The 17,714-nt window shown below is 61.3% G+C and carries 10 protein-coding genes; 5 read left to right on the top strand and 5 right to left on the bottom strand.

The genetic code is table 11. From position 1 onward, the window contains the following. Positions 1-193: 193 nt before the first annotated feature. From I6F35_RS18195 to I6F35_RS18180, 4 genes are all read right to left on the bottom strand, one after another. Entirely contained in the window at positions 194-442 is a 249-nt protein-coding gene (locus I6F35_RS18195; RefSeq protein ID WP_225119067.1) for a hypothetical protein, read from the bottom strand. A gap of 844 nt (positions 443-1,286) precedes the next feature. After that, complete coding sequence (locus I6F35_RS18190) at positions 1,287-1,496, bottom strand: hypothetical protein (RefSeq protein ID WP_225119066.1); 210 nt, start codon at positions 1,494-1,496, stop codon at positions 1,287-1,289. 192 nt (positions 1,497-1,688) lie between these two features. Then, the gene (locus I6F35_RS18185; RefSeq protein WP_225119065.1) at positions 1,689-8,429 is read right to left on the bottom strand and encodes a shikimate kinase; all 6,741 of its coding nucleotides are present in this window, start codon (positions 8,427-8,429) and stop codon (positions 1,689-1,691) included. 95 nt (positions 8,430-8,524) lie between these two features. Beyond that, positions 8,525-9,487 carry a hypothetical protein gene (locus I6F35_RS18180; RefSeq protein ID WP_225119064.1) on the bottom strand — a complete coding sequence of 321 codons (963 nt, stop codon included), beginning with the start codon at positions 9,485-9,487 and terminating at the stop codon, positions 8,525-8,527. A gap of 2,276 nt (positions 9,488-11,763) precedes the next feature. On the opposite strand from I6F35_RS18180, the gene I6F35_RS18175 reads away from it, so the two are divergent. The 5 genes from I6F35_RS18175 (at position 11,764) to I6F35_RS18155 (ending at position 15,791) form a co-directional block, all read left to right on the top strand. Continuing rightward, positions 11,764-12,348 (top strand): hypothetical protein, encoded by a 585-nt coding sequence (locus I6F35_RS18175; RefSeq protein ID WP_225119063.1) that lies wholly within the window; start codon positions 11,764-11,766, stop codon positions 12,346-12,348. Between the two features lie 642 nt (positions 12,349-12,990). Beyond that, a complete protein-coding gene (trpD, locus tag I6F35_RS18170; RefSeq protein ID WP_225119062.1) occupies positions 12,991-14,004 on the top strand; it encodes an anthranilate phosphoribosyltransferase in 1,014 nt (337 codons plus the stop codon). A 15-nt stretch (positions 14,005-14,019) separates the two neighbouring features. After that, positions 14,020-14,724, top strand: coding sequence for an indole-3-glycerol-phosphate synthase TrpC (locus tag I6F35_RS18165; protein ID WP_225119061.1), 705 nt, complete (start codon positions 14,020-14,022; stop codon positions 14,722-14,724). Positions 14,725-14,795: 71 nt separating this feature from the next. Continuing rightward, positions 14,796-14,963 carry a hypothetical protein gene (locus I6F35_RS18160; protein WP_208829616.1) on the top strand — a complete coding sequence of 56 codons (168 nt, stop codon included), beginning with the start codon at positions 14,796-14,798 and terminating at the stop codon, positions 14,961-14,963. A 327-nt stretch (positions 14,964-15,290) separates the two neighbouring features. Next, on the top strand, positions 15,291-15,791 hold the full coding sequence (locus tag I6F35_RS18155; RefSeq protein ID WP_208829635.1) for a flavin reductase family protein: 501 nt from the start codon (positions 15,291-15,293) through the stop codon (positions 15,789-15,791). Between the two features lie 751 nt (positions 15,792-16,542). Here I6F35_RS18155 and I6F35_RS18150 read toward each other — a convergent pair. Then, positions 16,543-17,712: a Wadjet anti-phage system protein JetD domain-containing protein gene (locus I6F35_RS18150; protein WP_225119060.1), complete on the bottom strand. Its 1,170-nt coding sequence runs from the start codon at positions 17,710-17,712 to the stop codon at positions 16,543-16,545. Between the last annotated feature and the right edge of the window lie 2 nt (positions 17,713-17,714).

Below are 17,714 nucleotides of genomic sequence, written 5' to 3'. Positions count from 1 at the left end.
TCCTCGTGGTGCGTCGGTGGTTGGCCGAGAGCCTTCGCGTGATGCGCGGCGAGCTGCTGGACCAGACAACGGAGCGCCGATCTAGACGCGACGACGGTGCTGACACGACGCTCCGAAGAGGTTGGTTTGCTCGACAAGGCTCTCCAGCACAATCAGCTCCCGTCATTCATTCGAGGATCTCCGTCGAACCCCCTCACCATGAACGCTCCGCTATGGTCCGCGCTGATAGTTCGTTCGAACGAGCTGTTCCTCCGACATTGATTGGGCCATCGCCATACACCATGAGCGTATCATCCGGCTTCTTGCCGGTACCTTTGATATGAACACCGGATTTGGAGATTCTGACCTTCTCGCGATAGATGCTCGGCGCTATTTCGATATCCCCGCCCTTCGCCGGCAATGCATCGATGGCTTCCTGCACAGAGTGATAGCTTGCCGTCAACTGCCTTCGAGAGACTGGCCACGCTTAGCGGAGTAATTCGCCACCTTGTAAAGCATTTGCGTATACTTCTCGGCGGTGAGCGGCTTGAGGTTTCGGCGAGTAGTGATGCCCCCGACCATGGCCTGAATGTGATCGCGATACTCCGCGGGCACACTGGACGGCGGCTTGCGGCCGGAGCGTCAGGCAGGCGTGACGGCCAGGCGCGCCGCTTCCAGTTGCTGCTCAAAGGCATCCAGTTCCGCCTGGCTCAGTTGCTGAGCAGCGTGCAAGGTCGCCATTCAACAGGATACGATGAAGATAAACCACCGATGCCGTACTCTCGCCTGACCATCGTCACAAAGCCCCGCGACTGCCTTGAGGCCGCCCGCAGCCTAACGTTTAGCATCACTGATGGAGCTGCAACCGGATGAGCGAGTGGTCCAGCGTTCGAAAAAATCCTCGAGGCTTCACTCAGGTTGCTTGCCCAATCGCCGTGCTGATGTTTTTCTACGCCGTCCTGAAACGATTCAAGACCAGTACGGTAGTCTGACGAATCAAGTGCCCGAAAGAGAGCTTTAGGCTCGTCACCGTGCTCAGCGCCGACGAGCGTGTATTCCGGTTGTGAGGTGTCACCGTGTCGAGATCGACGAGGTGAAGCCCATTCAGTGACCGCTTGGATGGTGATGAAGGATGGGCGTCCAACAGTCCAAGAGAAGTCCGTCCCAGGCGATCGCACCCTCCTCTTGTTTGACCCCGTGCTCACGGTACAGCGGCGCCCAATGCGTCTCGCACTCGATAAGCTGATCATTGAGACCATCGTGGACGCGACACGCCATGTCGGGATCGAAGGTATTCTTCGGGTTCATTAGGCGACCTCAGGCTTGCTTTTCCGGTAAGCGTTGATCGCTTGGTTGGCGAGCATCAGCTGACGCCGTTCGCCGGCCAGCATCTTGCCTCTCGTCATCACGAGGAATTGGCCCGCCTCGTAGCCGTCGGTTATCTCGCCGCTGCGCTCAAGGAAATTCCCGGCAATCTGGACCGCGTTTTCAACAACAACAGGTACACTCCCACTCATGCTTCAAGTGACGGCCATCGACCCGCAAGGAGATCGAAGGCGTGTGTAGAGTAATCTACATGCCCACAACGCCACATCCAGCTCCTCTCGACGCACGACCTCAATCCGTGACCGAAATGTCGATGCGACTCCCGTCCAGCAATGGTGACGGCGGCCTGGATGATCCGCTTTGTTACGCCAAAGACCGCCGGCTCAACCTGGTTCGCTGGCAGTGCCGCCCATAAGCTTTTCGTGGAGCTTGCTCAGCAATTCATCCGCGCTTTTATTGATCTTCCGGTCCGTCAATTCAACGCTGAGATCGGCCATTTGATAGACAGGAGCGCGCTCGCGCACCATCTCCTTGATCGTCTCCTTTGCATCACCGGTTTGCAGCAGCGGGCGCGTCTTATCCCTGGCCAGGCGCTTTGTGATCGTGTCAAGATCGGTATTGATCCAGATCGAGACCCCTTTCTCGCGGATCCGGTCGCGGATCTTCTCGCTCATGAAGGCGCCGCCACCCGTTGCGAGCACGACCGGCCCGCGCCCGAGCAACGAAAGGATCGCACTCTCCTCCAAATCCCTAAAATGCTGCTCGCCATGGTCTTTGAAGATCTGGTTGATGTCTTTGCCTGCCCTGGTCGCGATCTCCTTGTCGGAATCGATAAAGTCAAGGCCCAGCAGCCTGGATAGCTTCCTGCCAATTGAGGACTTCCCTGCGCCCATCATGCCGACGAGCACAATCGGCTTCTCGCCGAGAGCTGCAACAATTTGTCCGGCTCTCGGAGAGCGCCCTGGCATGGCGGGCCTATTTGCCAGGGCAAGCACCGCGCTGGCGTCAGCGGTGCCATCTGCTTCCGCCTCCCAGTTCGGAATGCTCGTCGCCTGATCGGGAACTGCAACCTCGTTGCAGATCTGCCTGGCGCGCTCGACGAGGTACTCGGCCCTCGCCTGGTCCATGGTCCCTCTGCTGCCTCGCTGCAGCATCTTATACGTGTCGTGATTGGCAAGCTTTGCCTGGTAGCTGTCCGGAGTATGGAATTCGACCTCGAAGCGGTAACCTTCGGGCGTCGCGAAGACGGTCTTGATCCCGAGATAGGTCGGATTCGGCGTCCTGAACCAGTTGGTTGTGCTGAGCTCCGAATAGCCGCGCCCGTCAAAAGCGAGCACGGCTTTTCTGAAGCCCGTTGTAAAATCACCATCAGCAATTTCGAAGACGTGCCGTACCGCGTTGCTGATCAGCTGTGAGGCGCTGGCGGCCGGAAGGCTCTTGCCGGTGAGCTGGTCGGTCAATGATTCTTCCGTTCGCAGGCGATGCTCACCGTGGGGCAGATTCACCACAATGCCGTGCTGATCTCGCATGTCCGCTACGATCTCGCCTACGACCGCGGTGATCGCCTCATCTTCGGTTTTGGCCCGATCGGTCTCACGCCTCGCGCGGGCCGCGGCCTCCTCGCGGCTCAAAGTGATCACCTCGCCGTCCTCATTGGCTGGCCGCAGCTCGGAAGGCTCCGGCAGAATACCGCTTTCCACGCTGAGCCTGATCGAGGCTTCCATGACCGAAGCTGCCAAGGTCGGATTGTCCTTCAGGTCGGACAAGGTCGCCTCGGCATCCAGTCTGCCCCGGTTGAGATGGGCTGCCATGCTCTTGGTGTAGGGCACTGCTTTGAGGCCCGGCGTTGCCTGCAGCAGTTCCTGCAAACGTTTGCTCTTGGCGGCGAACAGCTGCGCACCCGTGTCGGACTTGTATGCGTCGGTGCCGATCTTGACCCCGAGGCTCAAAAAGTTGCTTACGCTTTTGATAGGATCATGCGGAACGTAACCATCCTGCCTCGGATGGACGCGGGTCGGATAATTATCGAGGAGAAGCTGGATGCGCTCGCGCGGCCGGACAGCGGCCGGATAGGCCTCCGCCAGATCGGGGAAAAGTTCGCTCAGCTGCGGACTTAACGTCAGCCTCGCGTCATGAGAACGGCTGGCGATATTGTCCCCCGCTTGCACTTCCCTCGCCCAGGCCTGGAGCTCGGCAATAAAAAGATCGGCCATTTCGCGGGCGGCAGGGTGGCCCGCCTCGCTGATCTCCTCTTTCGCCTGCTCCAGCTTGCTCTCGACATCGGCGCGGCTCACCTGTTCCTGGTCCAAAAGTTCCCGAAGCTCACGCTTGAGTTTGTGGTGAACGCCCTCGTAGCTGCCGAACAAAGCGCGCTCGGCAAACCAGCGCCGCGCTTCATCCGATTGTCCGAGGAAACTTCGCAGTAGTCCGGTATAGGTCTCCAGGACACCCTTGGTGGCGGCGAGGATCTGGCGTGCGCGGCTGAATTGATAGCGGTCCTCCTCGATCGCCGGCGTGTGCGATTTCGGCGGCTTGAGCGAGGGCACGCCGCGCGCCCGCTCCTCTTCATCGAATTGCCGCACATGCTGATAAAGCGCTGGCCGATCACCGAGAATGATGACGGCGTCGCCATCGAAATCGCCGTCAAGCCGTTTCTGCTCGACGGGCGGGACGGCAACCAGCGAGCCTGGAGCGAACACTTCGACGGCCTGCAGGATGCCGACGCAGTCGAGCGCTGTGTCCCGCTTCACGCGGTCCTTATTGCTCGTCCAGCTGGAATGGATCTTGACGTCCTCGGCAGACATCACGATGTCGCGGTCGGCAAAGTCGGTCGGCCAGATCTCGTCGGGCACGACGATCAGCATACCCTTGGCAAAGAAGGTCGGATCGTCCGCCTTGAGTTCGTCCTGCGATTTCTCGGCGACATTGAAGCTGTATTGCATGGCAACGGATCTATCGAGGAACGTGGCCGTCGGGTCGCCATCTGCGGCCGATCTGACATCGGAGGCCGCCAAGGGACGCAGGTTCGGCTTGTCGTAGGGCGACCGGCCGATCAGCACGCCCGTCGTCCCCGCCAGCGTGTCGCTCTTGGTGGTCGGAACATGCAGGCGGCCATCGCTGGAGGGTACGGCGACCGCGGCCGGAGCATCGATGTGTGCGGCCGTCACCGTCCGATAAAGCTCCTCGGAGGTGAGCTCCTTATTCTTTCTGCTGTTGAGCCAGATCCTGGCCTTCTCTTTTGCCTCCTCCGCGACGGCCTCGCTGCGGGGATAATGATGCAGCGCCGAGGCTGGCAGGGATGCTCTTTTGCCCTCGGCATAGGCCGGAACGCGATCGGGACCATCCTGGTCGCCGGCGCGGCGAACGGCTCGCATCTTCTCAGCCAGCGAGGCCTTGATGAATCCCGTGCCGTCATGCGGCCGCAATGCAACCTGCCCTTGTGGTCCAGCAAGGACGAACGGGTGAGCCTCTCCCGCGGGCCGATCCGGCAGCAAGGAGACTTTGAAGGCGCCTTCGAGCACGGCATCGTGCGGTCCGAGATCCTTGATAGCAGGGATCGCTGCAAATCCCCTGCGCTGGGTATAGAAGTAAGCTTCCTTGAACGGCGCCCAGGCGCGCGCCAGCCGCTCAAAGTCGGTATCCGCCGCAGTGTCGGCATAGGGAATCGCCAACAGCTTGCCGCCGGCCTGCTCGATGCGGCGGCCGCCCGGGGCGCGCGCGGCGACCTGCGCGAGGGTCAATCGCGGGGGCTTGAGCTTGCTGCCGCCAAACAGATCCATGCGATAGGGCACGCCGTCGACGGGAAGTGTGCGAGTCAGCATGAAGCTGCTCGGCTTTCCGGGCAGCTGCACCGCGACCACCGGCACTTTGCCTTCGGTCAGGCGATGAAAGATCGAATATCGTGTCTCAGGCTCGATGCCAAGGCGCTGCCCTCGCATGTCGACGACCGGCAGCTGCATCAATCCGGCATTACCTTCTGGCGGACGCGGCGCTTGGTCCATGTCGCGCAGTACGTCTAGAGTATTGAATTTCGAGGCAGGGCGTTGAGCATGGACCGCCTCGACATTCTGCTGAAGGAACATATCCAGCGCATCGAGCGGATCGTCGGCCTCGATATCCGCGATCAGATTCCAGCTCATATTGGACAGATCGCGCTCGATCAGCTCGCGTGTGCTGCGCAGGATCTCTCTGGTCCCGCGCTCAATCTCCTGTTGCCTGATGCGCAAGTCGGTCTGGTCGCCCTCGACATAGGGACGACGATAGAGTTTCTCGAGGACCACACGGGCCTTGAGGACCTGATATATCGACAAGGCGGGGGTGCGGCTCGCGTGTGGTCCACGGGTCCGCCCGGGATCGCCCGCGGCCAGGTGGGCTGCGATCTTCTCTTCAGCGATGTTCTGAATGTCGTTCAGCAAGTTCAGCGCGGGCCTGCGGTGCCAGCGCAGCTGCTTCTGCGAGCTGCGCGCCAAGGGCAGCACGGCGACGCTCAGGTGGCCAAGGTTCTCCAGATCGTGCTCGCGGGCAAAATCCTCACGCCCGGTCAATTCCGCAAGCCTGTTTAGCCCATACGGCGCCAGCAAAGAGAGGTCGTCAAACAGCCGCACCTTGCCCAGCGCCTTCAAAATATTGGCGATGCTCACAAGGCCCGCCTGTTGCAGACGATCATTCGCATAGTACAGATGGTGCGCGAGCTTGTGCAGGCGGCTCTTCAATAAAGCGATCTCATCGTTTGCTCCGCGATCTTCTGCTTCCATCGTCGAGCGCGACAGCGAATTGGCAAGCACACCGAGCTCAGCCATGGAGAAGGCACTAAACCGCCGCGCGCCAGCGCCCACGCTGCGCGCGATCTCGATCACAGCCTGCCTGCAGGCGTCCTCGTCCGGCCATTTGGCAAAATCGTGCACGAGGGTTGCGACGGCGATTGGCTCGAGATCAGAGAGCCCCCCTTGGCGGCTCATCATCTCGCGCGCGATCAAAGCTGCCGCTTCGCCGCAGCGTTCATCTTCCAGCTTGCCTAGTCCGTTGACAAGGTTCCCAAGGTTTTGCTTCGTAAAGTCGGACAGGCCACCCTCGCGCGTCGCGCGGCTGCAAATTTCGGGCGCGATTTTCAAAATGGCCGCGCTGCAGTTCTTCTCGCCTGCCCATTTGCCAAACCCGTTCACGAGGTTTGAAAGTCCTTGCGGGGTGAATTCAGAAAGCCCTCGCGCACCAGCCGCGCGGCGCACGAGTTCGGCTGCGAGCAATGCTGCGGCGTGTGCACAGGCCTCCTCTTCTGCCACTTTGCTCAAGCCGTTCACCAGCATCGACAGCTGCCTGTTCTCGAAGCGAGCGCACGAGTTGGCGCGGTGGCGTCCCAGTTCACGGGCGACCGACACGATGGCCGGGCCAGCGGACTGTGCCGGCCATTTGCCAAAGCCGTTCGCCAGATTCGCCAGGTGCTGCTCACTAAAATCAAACAGGCCATTATCGCGGCGGGCGCGATCACCGATCTCGCTTGCGAGGGCGGCGATGACCGGATGCGAGCTAAGCTCATCGGGCCATTTGCTCAAACCATTGACGACATTTGCCAGATCCTGCGCAGTTGCATTTGCAAGATCGTTGGCGCCCCCGGCGCGGCGGCTGAGTTCGTTTGCAATTGGCGCTGCGGCCTGAGAGGTCCGGTCCGGCCATTTGCTAAAGCCATTCACAAGGTTGGCCAGGTGCTGATAGTTAAAATCCGCCAGACTTGTGGCCGCCGACGCGCGGTGCCGGATTTCGTCCGCAATGGTGGTTATCGCCTCAGCACAGTGCTCCTCACCCTGCCATTTGCAAAATCCATTCACTAGACTGGCGAGATCCTGCTCATTGAATCTGGCGAGTCCGCCTGCGCTCGCGGCACGCACGATGTGTCTGGCGATCTCGATCGTCGCAGTCACGCTGTCATTATCACCCGGCAGCACGGTCTTGCTAAAGGCATTCACGAGATTTGCAAGCCCCTGCTCCTGGAAATATGGGAGCTGGGCGCGTCGACCCGCGACCTCGCGCGCGATCGCGCTGGTTGCCTGGGACGCTTGGATAACTGCCGGCCATCTGGTGAAGCCGTTCGCTATGTTCGCCAGGTCCTGCGGATTGAATTCAGACAGACGGCCCGCCCGGTCGGCACGGCGGAGAATCTCACTGGCGAGCACGCACGCAACGTCCTCGGTCGGAAATTGCGCGGCCAGCCTGCTGAACCCGTTGACGAGGTTTGACAGATCCTGAGAAGAGAAGTCCCGGAGCTGATCGGCACGTTCGGCGCGACGAACGATCTCGCGGGCAATCTCGCCGCTGGCGCGAACACACTCCTCCTCCACCTTGCTAGCGAAGGCGTTCACCAGCATCGCCAGATCCTTGGGCTTGAAGCCCGCGAGTCCAAACCTGCCGCTCGCACGACGGTCGATTTCTGCGGCGACTAGGACTTCAGCGCGGCCAAGGTTTCCGTCTTGCGGCCATTTGGCAAAGCCGTTGACGAGATTTGCCAGTTGCTGCTCAGTGGCACGAAAAAGTCCACCTGCACCGAGGCGAACGAGTTCGCTTGCAACGGCAATCGTTGCTCGCCCGCAAGCCGCCTCCTGCGGCCACTTGCTGAAGCCGTTCACCGAGATCGCAAGGTGCTGTATCTCAAAATCCGACAGATTGTCCGCACTTACGATGTCTGCGACTACGCAAGCGGCTTGCCGGCAGGCGCCCTGCTCCGGCCACTTACTAAAACCATTGACCAGCAAGGACAGATCCTGGCTGCTCAATCTGTTGAGCACGGCCGGCTGGTCGCGGCAGAATTCGGCGATCCGGGTCGCTCCGTCCCGACATTCCGCAAAGCGGGAATGGCGGCCAAAGGAGGAGGCAAACAGAGAGAACGCTCTGGGGTCGACTTGCTTTAGCTGGGCGTCGTCTAGGCGCGCCAGTCGAGCCGCCAAAGCCCTGCAGGCATTTGCGCCGGCTTCAGCTGCGCCGTCTTTGGTCACGGCGTTGCACGTCATTGCGTATGGCCATGACGCACCAATATTACCTTCCAGCTGCGGAACGAATCGCGTCTCGAAATGGGCAGCCGCGCCTTGCAGAAATTCCGTGAGATCTTGCCTGCGGAACTGTTTGCTGTAGCGCACCACGGCGCGCGAGAAGGCGTCGATGTCGCGCGCGCCCGCAATCTCTGCGAGCGCGGCATTGACATCATCCGAAAGTCCGGGATGGGCTTGCGGACTTATACGGCCAGCGTTCCGGCCGTTGGCATTGTCGCGAGGCCACCCCGGTCCGCCATCTGGTCGGGCGACCGATTGAGAGTGGGGTGCGAGCCGACCTGTTTGCTCACCGTCGATGTGGCGCTGGGTACGCCATGGCTGCTCTTGCGGACGCGAGACTTCAGCCTGACGGTATGCTGGCGCACCGGAGGCTCGATAAGGCTGCGGCGAATTCTGATGTGCAGGCGCATCTGAGCGCCATCCCTCCCCCAGATCCCGCCGAGCCAGAACGGGTCGGGCATGCCGGTCGACTGCACCCTGCTGCGAGCTGGCGGCCGTTCGATCGTTCCGCCACGGCTCTCCACCTCGACCTGGCAGAGCATCATATCCGCCTCGTGCGGGATTGCCTCGATAGTCTTGCCCAGGCCCCGGACCGTGAAGGGGCGCCGCAGGCATGCCCTGAAAACGCCAATCTGGCGGTCCACCGCGCCAGTCGGAAGCAAATTGCGCTTGCGGCGCCGGCACGCCCGCCTGCGGTGTTCCGTCTGGTCCATGGCCGCGCCACGACCCGCGGTCCGAACGCGACGAGCTTGCATGCGGATGCGGTGCGCCCCGATCAGCTCCACGATTTCGCTCAGGCCCTCGACCATCCACGGACGGTGCGGGCCGCGGCTCGAGGGGCCATCCTTGGGCTGCGCCGCTCTGGCCGAAACCGCCCTCCATAGGCAAAAGCCGCGGCTCTCTCGGGAAGCTTGCGGGTGCTTGATCGCCGTGCCAGAGCCTGTCAGGCCAACGTGCTGCGCCAGCATCGCCATCAGGTGCAGCCTCATCGCCCCTGTAAACCCGGTCCGGGCCCGCCGCCTGAGGGCTTTGTGGCGGCATATCGTCGATACGCCAGGCTGGCATTTCACCACGGCGACTGAAGCGACCTTCCACGCGCGGTGGACGCGCACCTTCTCGCGCGCTTTGCTCCGCTCGATCAGCACACCAGCGTTCTCCTGCCGGGCGCGGGCCGCCTACGTTTCCATGGGGTGCGCTATGGCCGGCATCAAATCGCTCATGGCGTGAGCCATGAGGCGCCTGAAAGGGTCTGTCATTGCTATGCCAGCCGGGCGCCCCGCCACCACGATTGAAGCCGGCTTCCATGTACGGGCCGCGCGCAACAGTTTGCGAACTTCCGTCCAATCGATCGGCACGCCATGGCTCGTCTGCCGAACGCGAGGATGCTGCGCCCCCATTTTGTGTCCGCTGATGGATTTGATCCGACCGCCAGGAGTCCGGAGCACGAACATTCTGCGCGGAGCCATTGTCGACGCGCAACCTTCTTGCAACATCCTCCCTGCCGGAGATGCGCCCTTCCTCCCCGAGAGCGTGCCCTGGCGAGTCTGAAGTGTCCGGATTATCGAACGACAGCCTTGCACCATTGCGCAACGCGCCGGCAGCAGCCGAAGAGCGAAGATTCTGGTTGCTTCTGGTCGCATTGTGCAGCGCATGTGCCAACATCCGATGCGCGCCGGAAGTCGGACGGACAGGCCGCTCCGGCAGACCAGCGCTCGCGCGGCGCTCGGCACCAGAACCAGAAGTGGACGTGAAATCATCAGGCTCAGAGCGCATCTGATCCACGACAGAGTTGAACGATTGGCGCTCTTCACCGTCCCCGGCAGCCGTTTCAACGCGAGCACTATCGGCATTGCCGACCTCGGTGCGGCCGGCCTCTGACATGAAGGATTGCCCGCGCTCATCAATGCCCCGCATAAACTTTCATCTCCGATCTAGACGGGACAGCACTACCCACCCGCAACAAGCTGATTCTCCGACGCGAACAATGGTCGCGAGCGGCGGGTCGAGGCCGATACCGGGTTCAGCTGACGAAAAGCTGACGTGAAATGACCATTGCAGTGGATTTGCCAGCTCGCGTGGTAGGCCAAGCAGATACCGAGCGCCGCGAACGACCCGTGCGAAGTGCAGGTCGCGGGCAAGCCGCTTGGCCTTCCGGACACAAAATCTGCCGGACCGCCGCTCGAGCGCCTTCAAAAGCTGAGCTGGCAGAGGACGACCGATTGGCAGGCACACTTCTGGTGCCCGGCATTGACGGCGCTTCACAAGTATCGCAATCTTAATGCGACGGCCCACGCCGACGCTATGTTGTTCCCTCCGCGAAACACGTTGGGCCCATCAACGATGGCCGTGCCCTCAGCGGACAATTATCCTCTTCTGTCAGAGACAGACTGCGCTCTCATTCGACAACGTCATCCGAAATACTGGCGCCCGCGGTCTGCAAAAGAGCACCACCTACGAATATGGCCGGTCGCTTCGCAGCTTGGGAAACGATCTTTGGAGCTCAGGGCAAAACAATTGGCGGGCCTGATCACGAGGCCTTGGTCTCGCATGCGAGAACGTCTTTTCCTCGGGATGGGCATTTGCTTTCGGCATTAAGCGCGCTGCGGAAGTATCGCGAGCCTGATCCTTTGCCTGATCCGGGCGAGATGACTTTCTCTCTGAAGAAGGTGCTAGCCTGATCGAGGGCGCAGTCCAGGCCGCTGCTGCGCGTCGGGCATGGATGCCCAATACCACCGAGACACATTACCGGTGTTTTCACAAGGTGGCGAAATCTCTGCAGTCCCGGGGACAGACAATTGCTTGCTGGATCACAATGCGCTCCTGGCCCATGCCAGGGCGGCACACGAGGGCGACAGGCACATAGGCTCCGCGCTGGAAGTGCTTCTGGAGTATCGTGAGCCAGCTATCCTGGCTAGGCGCACCCAGGGCAATCATCTTCCCTCCGCGAATGCCAAGAGTCTCATCGTGGCCGCGGCTGCTGCCAGTCAGCGCCCCAGGAATGCCGTCGAAGCCTCCGTCAAAAATCTTCTCAGGTTTGCAGGGCGCTCGGCGCCCGCGGTCAAGAAATTGATCAGCTAGACCATATCGAGCTCCTCGAGCTTGCACAAAAGCTGCTTCCCAGCAACGAAAGCCTCATCAGCGGGCTTGGCATGATCCGTGGGGCCCTGCGCTGGCGAGCGATGATCTAGCCTTCTCGCCGATCTTGAGTGTCGACCCCGGAGGAGCCTCGCCGGCTCCAGGATGACGAATCGATTTCCACGCGACCGACTGACAACCTGGCGGGACTTCAGGACAGGATGGATCCGGGTGATCAGCTGCCTACCGAAAGTCGCGAGACCGCAGAGCTTGTGGAGATGCTCGCTTCTCCCGGCCATTCGCGGCGGACGATGTCAATCAGCCTAGCCCGGCTGGTCCCCCGCCATTGGACGTTGTCGATCCTGATGGCGCCTGGCCGAGAGCGGAGCAAGCTGGCCCAACGACAGTCGAAAGTCTGGATACGGCGAAGCTTCTGGAGATGCTCGCTTCAGCAAGCCATTCGCCAACGGGCAGCGTCAATCAGCCAGGCGCAGCCGCTCCCGTACGGTTACAAGCCGTCGATCTCGACAGCATTTGGCTGGAGACCGAGCAAGCCGGCCGGCTGCCGACCCCAACCTTGGATACTGCGGAGCTCCTGGAGATGTTCGCTTCAGGTGGCCATTCGTCGGCGGACGGTGTCAATCAGCCCCTTCCGACGCAGTTAGGCGGCTTCGAGGATTCGAGTGCCGGCGCGGCATTTCAGGCGGAGCAATCGCAACATGCGCTGCCAGCTCTCGATCTATATCTTCCGCAAGGATGGGAGCACGGCGAGCAGTGGGCGAGCGAAGACTTCAAGGAAGGGATGCGGCTGCACGGCGTACTCCCCGACGGGTCTCATCCGGAGACAAGTTTTACTATCCGCGGCTTGAACTACACAGCCAGCATTGGGCCGCCAGGACTGACGCACGAGGTCTTTCTTCGCAGAGCCTAATAAGTCCCGAGGAGCGGAAACGGGACCAGTACCTCCCAGGCATCCCCTTTCCTGGTGGCGGGGAAAGAGCCGGGCAATCCTCGCGACCGACAATCGGAGGCCACCGCTTAGAGCCGCTTATGAGTCGACCTTTTTGCGAGATAAAGCTGGGTGAGCATTCGATCGAGGTAACCCCATCATGCGTTTGGCACCCGGTGTCCTCGCGCCCAAGGAATGCGAGCAGAATGCTGGTTGGTGGCAGCAGAATAAGATTCCGCTAGGCCACTGAAAGGGGGTTGAACCTTACGCTGCGTCAGGTTGTAGGCTTGGGGCCCAATTAGGATAAACCTGCACAACGCAAGCAATCGGTCGCGGCCACTGCGTCAGCTGGAGTTGCCGTGCCGCATGAATGCAGATCTGGAACTGATGCCTGTCAGCCTTCCGCCGATTAAGGCGAAAGATTGCGAGATCGTGGCACTCTCGAGTTCGCATCGGAGGAGAGCAAAGAACTGAGAGAGGAACCTGCAACGCAGTGCGTGCGACAAGCCGATCGCGGCCCTCTCACCGGGCTGGAATCGGACATCGGCTCATCATCAGAGATGTGACGCTCGCCCAGGCAAAACCATTGCCACTAACAACAACTAAGCACCCTTCGAAAGCAGGATGGACGCCCTGAAATCGATCATTGGCAAAGTCGCCGGTGGCGCCACGCTGACCCGCGAGGAAGCGGCATCCGTGTTTGACAGCATCATGTCGGGCGAAGCCAGCCCCTCGCAAATCGGCGGACTTCTCATGGCGCTGCGGGTGCGCGGCGAGACGGTGGAGGAGATCACCGGCGCAGCTTCCGCGATGCGTAGTAAGATGCTGCGAGTCAGTGCGCCGCACGATACCGTCGACATTGTCGGCACGGGTGGCGACGCTTCTGGCTCGGTCAATGTCTCGACCTGCGCCGCTTTCATCGTCGCTGGCGCCGGCGTGCGGGTGGCCAAACATGGCAACCGAGCAATGTCCTCGCGTTCGGGCGCGGCCGATGTGTTGGCCTCACTCGGCGTGCGGCTCGACATCTCCCCTGAAGGCGTCACTCGCTGCGTCCAGGAGGCCGGCATCGCCTTCATGTTTGCGCCGGTCCATCATCCCGCCATGAAGCACGTTCGCTCGATCCGGGCTGAGCTTGCGACCCGCACCATCTTCAATCTGCTCGGACCGCTGTGCAATCCAGCCGGCGTCAAGCGACAGATGGTCGGGGTATTTGCGCGGCACTGGGTGCAGCCTTTGGCGGAGGTGCTGAAGAATCTTGGCGCTGAGTCGGTATGGGTTGTACACGGCTCGGACGGACTGGATGAGATCACCCTCACCGGTCCGACCTATGTTGCCGCGCTAGAGACCGGCGAGATCCGCACCTTCGAACTCAATCCAGAAGAAGCCGACCTGCCCCGTTGTAGTAGCGAGGGGCTTAAGGGCGGCGACGCAGATGCCAATGCGATTGCACTGCAACGCGTACTGGACGGCGCTCCAAGCCCCTATCGCGACGTCGCGCTTCTCAATGCGGCTGCGACATTGATCATAGCAGGCCGCGCCAAGACGTTGAAGGAGGGCGTCGCGCTTGGGCAGCAGTCGCTTGATAGCGGTGCCGCAGCCGCGCGATTGAAGCACTTGATCGCGATCTCCAACGCTTAACAGCCAAGCTGGCCGATGTCCGACATTCCGACCAAGATCGACGCTTATCAGCCCGAAGAGATCGCAGCCGCCACGCGCGCGCTGTCGCGTCCACAGCGCGAGGCATTCGCGCGGCGCGCGCCGCCTCGGCGCGGCTTTCTCAGCAAGATCCGGATTAGACGTGCCGCGGGCAAAAATGGGCTGATCGCCGAAATCGGGACGGCCGCGCCCTCGAAGGGGGTCATTCGCGCTGACTTTGATCCACGTTCGCTCTCGAAGGACTGTGAAGCGGATGGCGTGGCCCGCCCGTTCGTCCTGACGGCCACGGCGTGCTTTCTGGGACATGTTGATTCCGTGATGGCTGCGCGCGCGGGCGCAACTGTGGCTACGCCAGGTTTCCTGTTCGATACCTGCCGAGGGCGCAAGGCGCGAGCTCATGGCACTGATTGCTTCCTGATCGTCATGGCTGCGCCGGGTGAAGCTACTGCCCGCGATATTGCGGCCGTCGCCCAGGCACACGACGTGGGGGTGGTGATCGAGATCCGTGACTGCACCGAACTCGGCTCTGCCCTCAGCCGTCGCTCGGCAATGATCGGCATCAACAGCCGCAAGCTGCGCAACTCCGAGGCGAGACTTGCGATCAGCGCGGTGCAGGCATCCCCTTCCAAAGCTCAGCGGATTGTCGGCCAAAGACCGCGGCTCGCGGACCAGCGCTATCGCGCCACAGGAGAAAAGCAATGATGTCCTGGCGGACCATCACCCTACTCGGATCCATCGAGACAATCGAACGCATATTTCGGAAATTTCGGGAAATGATCGATACCGACGACTCGATCCCGCCCGACCTAAGGGTTTCCTTACACGCGACGCTGGATGAACGCCTTCTCTTAGCGAAAGAGCGCGTTTTCGACCGTTTTGGAAAGCAGAACGGCGTGGCAGCGAAGCCCATCTCACACCGAGGACGAGTTCGCAATGAGTGACGTCCGGCGCAGACTGATCACGGGCCGCCCGCCCTTGGGACGTACGGGCCCCCTTCGCCGCCACCCCTGCCAGGCGACAAGGACCCGGGACGGCTGCGATCCGACGCGAAGGCACACTGAACGTTCTCATCCAAGCAACGCCAGCTGTTGTGTTCAGCTGCAAGGCAGGATCGCGCTATGGAGCAGTCAGTGTACCGGCGCCATGAAGTACGAACTGCGCGGACACACCTTTGAGGTTCGCGCCTCGCGTAATCTCCGCCTAGCGCAAACCTTCGAACCCGAGCCCGACTGCGGAGCTCTGCTGTGAGCCGCCACTCTCCTTTCCTGATGAGCGATAGGCAGTCCGTCGAGGCGATCGAGTTTCGCCAAGCCATGCGGAATCTGGCGAGCGGTGTCTCCATTGTAGCCACCGGAACGGCCCTTGGACGCCGCGGGCTAACGGTCAGCTCTATTACTTCGCTCTGCATGGAGCCGCCCTGCTTGCTGGTCGGTATTAATGCCAGTTCCGAGACTCACAATACCATACTGGCTAACGGCGCTTTTGGCGTCAGTCTTCTCAGCGGTAATCAGCAGGACCTCGCACTGCGTTTCGCCGGCAGGCATGGCGCAGACGGTGTCCACCGTTTCGACACAGCGCTGTGGGAACAGGGCATTCTCGACGTGCCAGTTCTGCAAAGCGCCGTCTGCGTGCTCGAATGTGTCTTGCATCACCACCAGGTGGTCGGCACTCATGGGATCTTTATTGGTCGCGTTATCGCGACGCGATCAGCTGAAGGCAATCCGCTCATCAACTTCCGTGGCGAGCTTCGAACGTTGCCGTGTGGCTGAGTGCGGGTTTTCAGCGCAATCGCGATTCTAGGCTAAGCTCGTGTTCAATAGCCACAACGAAGGAGCTGCGTCATGATAATAGAGTACTCGCCCGAGCGGGCTGCAACTGTCTGAGCCGTTCGACTTCTTCAGGTTTAAGCTCGTCTTGAAGGGCCCACTTGCCGCTAACTTTTCTGACTTGAAAGGGATCACGCTTGTTGACCACGACAATGCGCTGGTACCCATTGACTTAGTGCCTGTCCTGCCTGGCTGCCCCAAGCACAACGAAATCTGGGAAGCAGCTTACGCCAAGATGGTTGTCGGCGCGTGCGAGCGCGGTTGGATTGACGCAAACGCAAATGCGATTCGCGCGCACATCGAACGATTCTGATCAGACGCATCAGAGGCATTTATGCCGACACATTAAGAGCGGATCGACCAAGTCCTTGATTTTTCACGGCCCCGCCCTCCAAGAATGGATCGAATTTTACAATAAGAACACGTCGATCGGCACTGCAACACAATAGGAGCGGATCGACTATCGTAAACACCTGATATCCAAGATTTTTCCAAAGTGCCGCCTTTGGGGGCTCGAGCTTGGTCGTGGAATGAAGACGTAGGAGCTCGATCTCGTCGGAGACGTGGAGATGGCGGGGACGACTCGCATCCGCCCCGAAGCAACGCATCCCTGATGTCTGGGACGACAAATGTGCCAAGCCCCGCGCGAGGGCGCCTTCGTTGGGCGGCTGACAGGACCGTCAGCCCATGTGCATCACCTGGACGCCGGCAAAACCGGATCGAGCTCTTCCTGTTCGAGCGTCTTGGCGCCGTCTTCCCTCAGGTACGCTGCCAACGGCGCGATACCAGACTCTGGCGGGCATCGCGCCGGTGCGGACTTTCTTGTCGGCACCTGTCCCAAGCGCTCGGCGATTTCGACGCTCATGAGGTGCGGACGGATCGGACGTCCGATAGTGCGCTCGATCGTGTGGAAGATCCAGGTGCCGTCCGGATCGATGTCCGACCAATGGAAGATCGGGGTCTGTTCGGACATAATTCCTGCGATCGTCCGCAAGGCCTGCTGGGTGGCGAGCGAGGGATATCCGCCGACGTACATCGTCGTTCCCAGCCGACTGGGGTCGGCTTCGGCGATGTGCCGGTTGAAGCTTGCGAAGTTCTCGATGGTCAGAACATAGGCCGGCGGCTCCCGGAAGCGGACGCGATCTGCTTCCTTGGGAGTGATTCCGAGATAAATGGGAGAGATTCCGGACAGGTCGGCTCCATCGAGGTCGATCTTGCCCGCGATCAGTAGCGGCGGTGCGAAGCGCTCCAGTCCGATTGCCCGCAGCGCCTCGCGGGGCCGCGCACCGGGGGGAAACTCCAGGATGCCGCTGAGGAGCCGCACGACTGCACCCTCGATCCGTTCGAGCGTCTTGCTGTGACCCACCGTCCGTCGCGAGAAGGTCTTGTAGTCGACGTCGAGATGCTTGTTGTGCAAGATCGCCTGGGCGAGAACGAACGCGTGGCGTAACGTGTCGACGTCGGACGAACCGAACCCGTGCCACGTCTTCCCCCGCGCCCACACCTCGGCGATTTGAGAGGCGCTGTTCTTCAGAGAGTCGTGCAGCGCCGATCCGGCTACAAGCCGCGCGGCGGCGTCCTCTGCGATGCGTGACGCGGGGGGGCGGCCGAGATAGCGGTAGAGGATGTCCGCCGAGGCCAGCCGCACGTGTGCGAGTTGATCCCGCTTTGCGCCGCGGCCCCAGCCAAGGGAGACCGCGCCGGCGCCTTCGGCTTCCCTGATCTGTTTCAGGAAGGCGTCCGCCACCACTACGGACGGGAAAGCGGCATAGTCCGGGTGGGCGATCGGGCTTGTGGCCCCGGCCTCGAAGCGATCGAGCAGGTCGTTCAGCAGCCCATTCGCGTCCGTGAAGCGCCGCGCCATGG

The organism is Bradyrhizobium sp. BRP22 (assembly GCF_020194175.1).
In the GTDB taxonomy this organism is placed as follows: Bacteria; Pseudomonadota; Alphaproteobacteria; order Rhizobiales; family Xanthobacteraceae; genus Bradyrhizobium.
The sequence above is the reverse complement of the archived record's forward strand: the minus strand, read 5'-3'. Positions and strand labels throughout refer to the sequence as shown.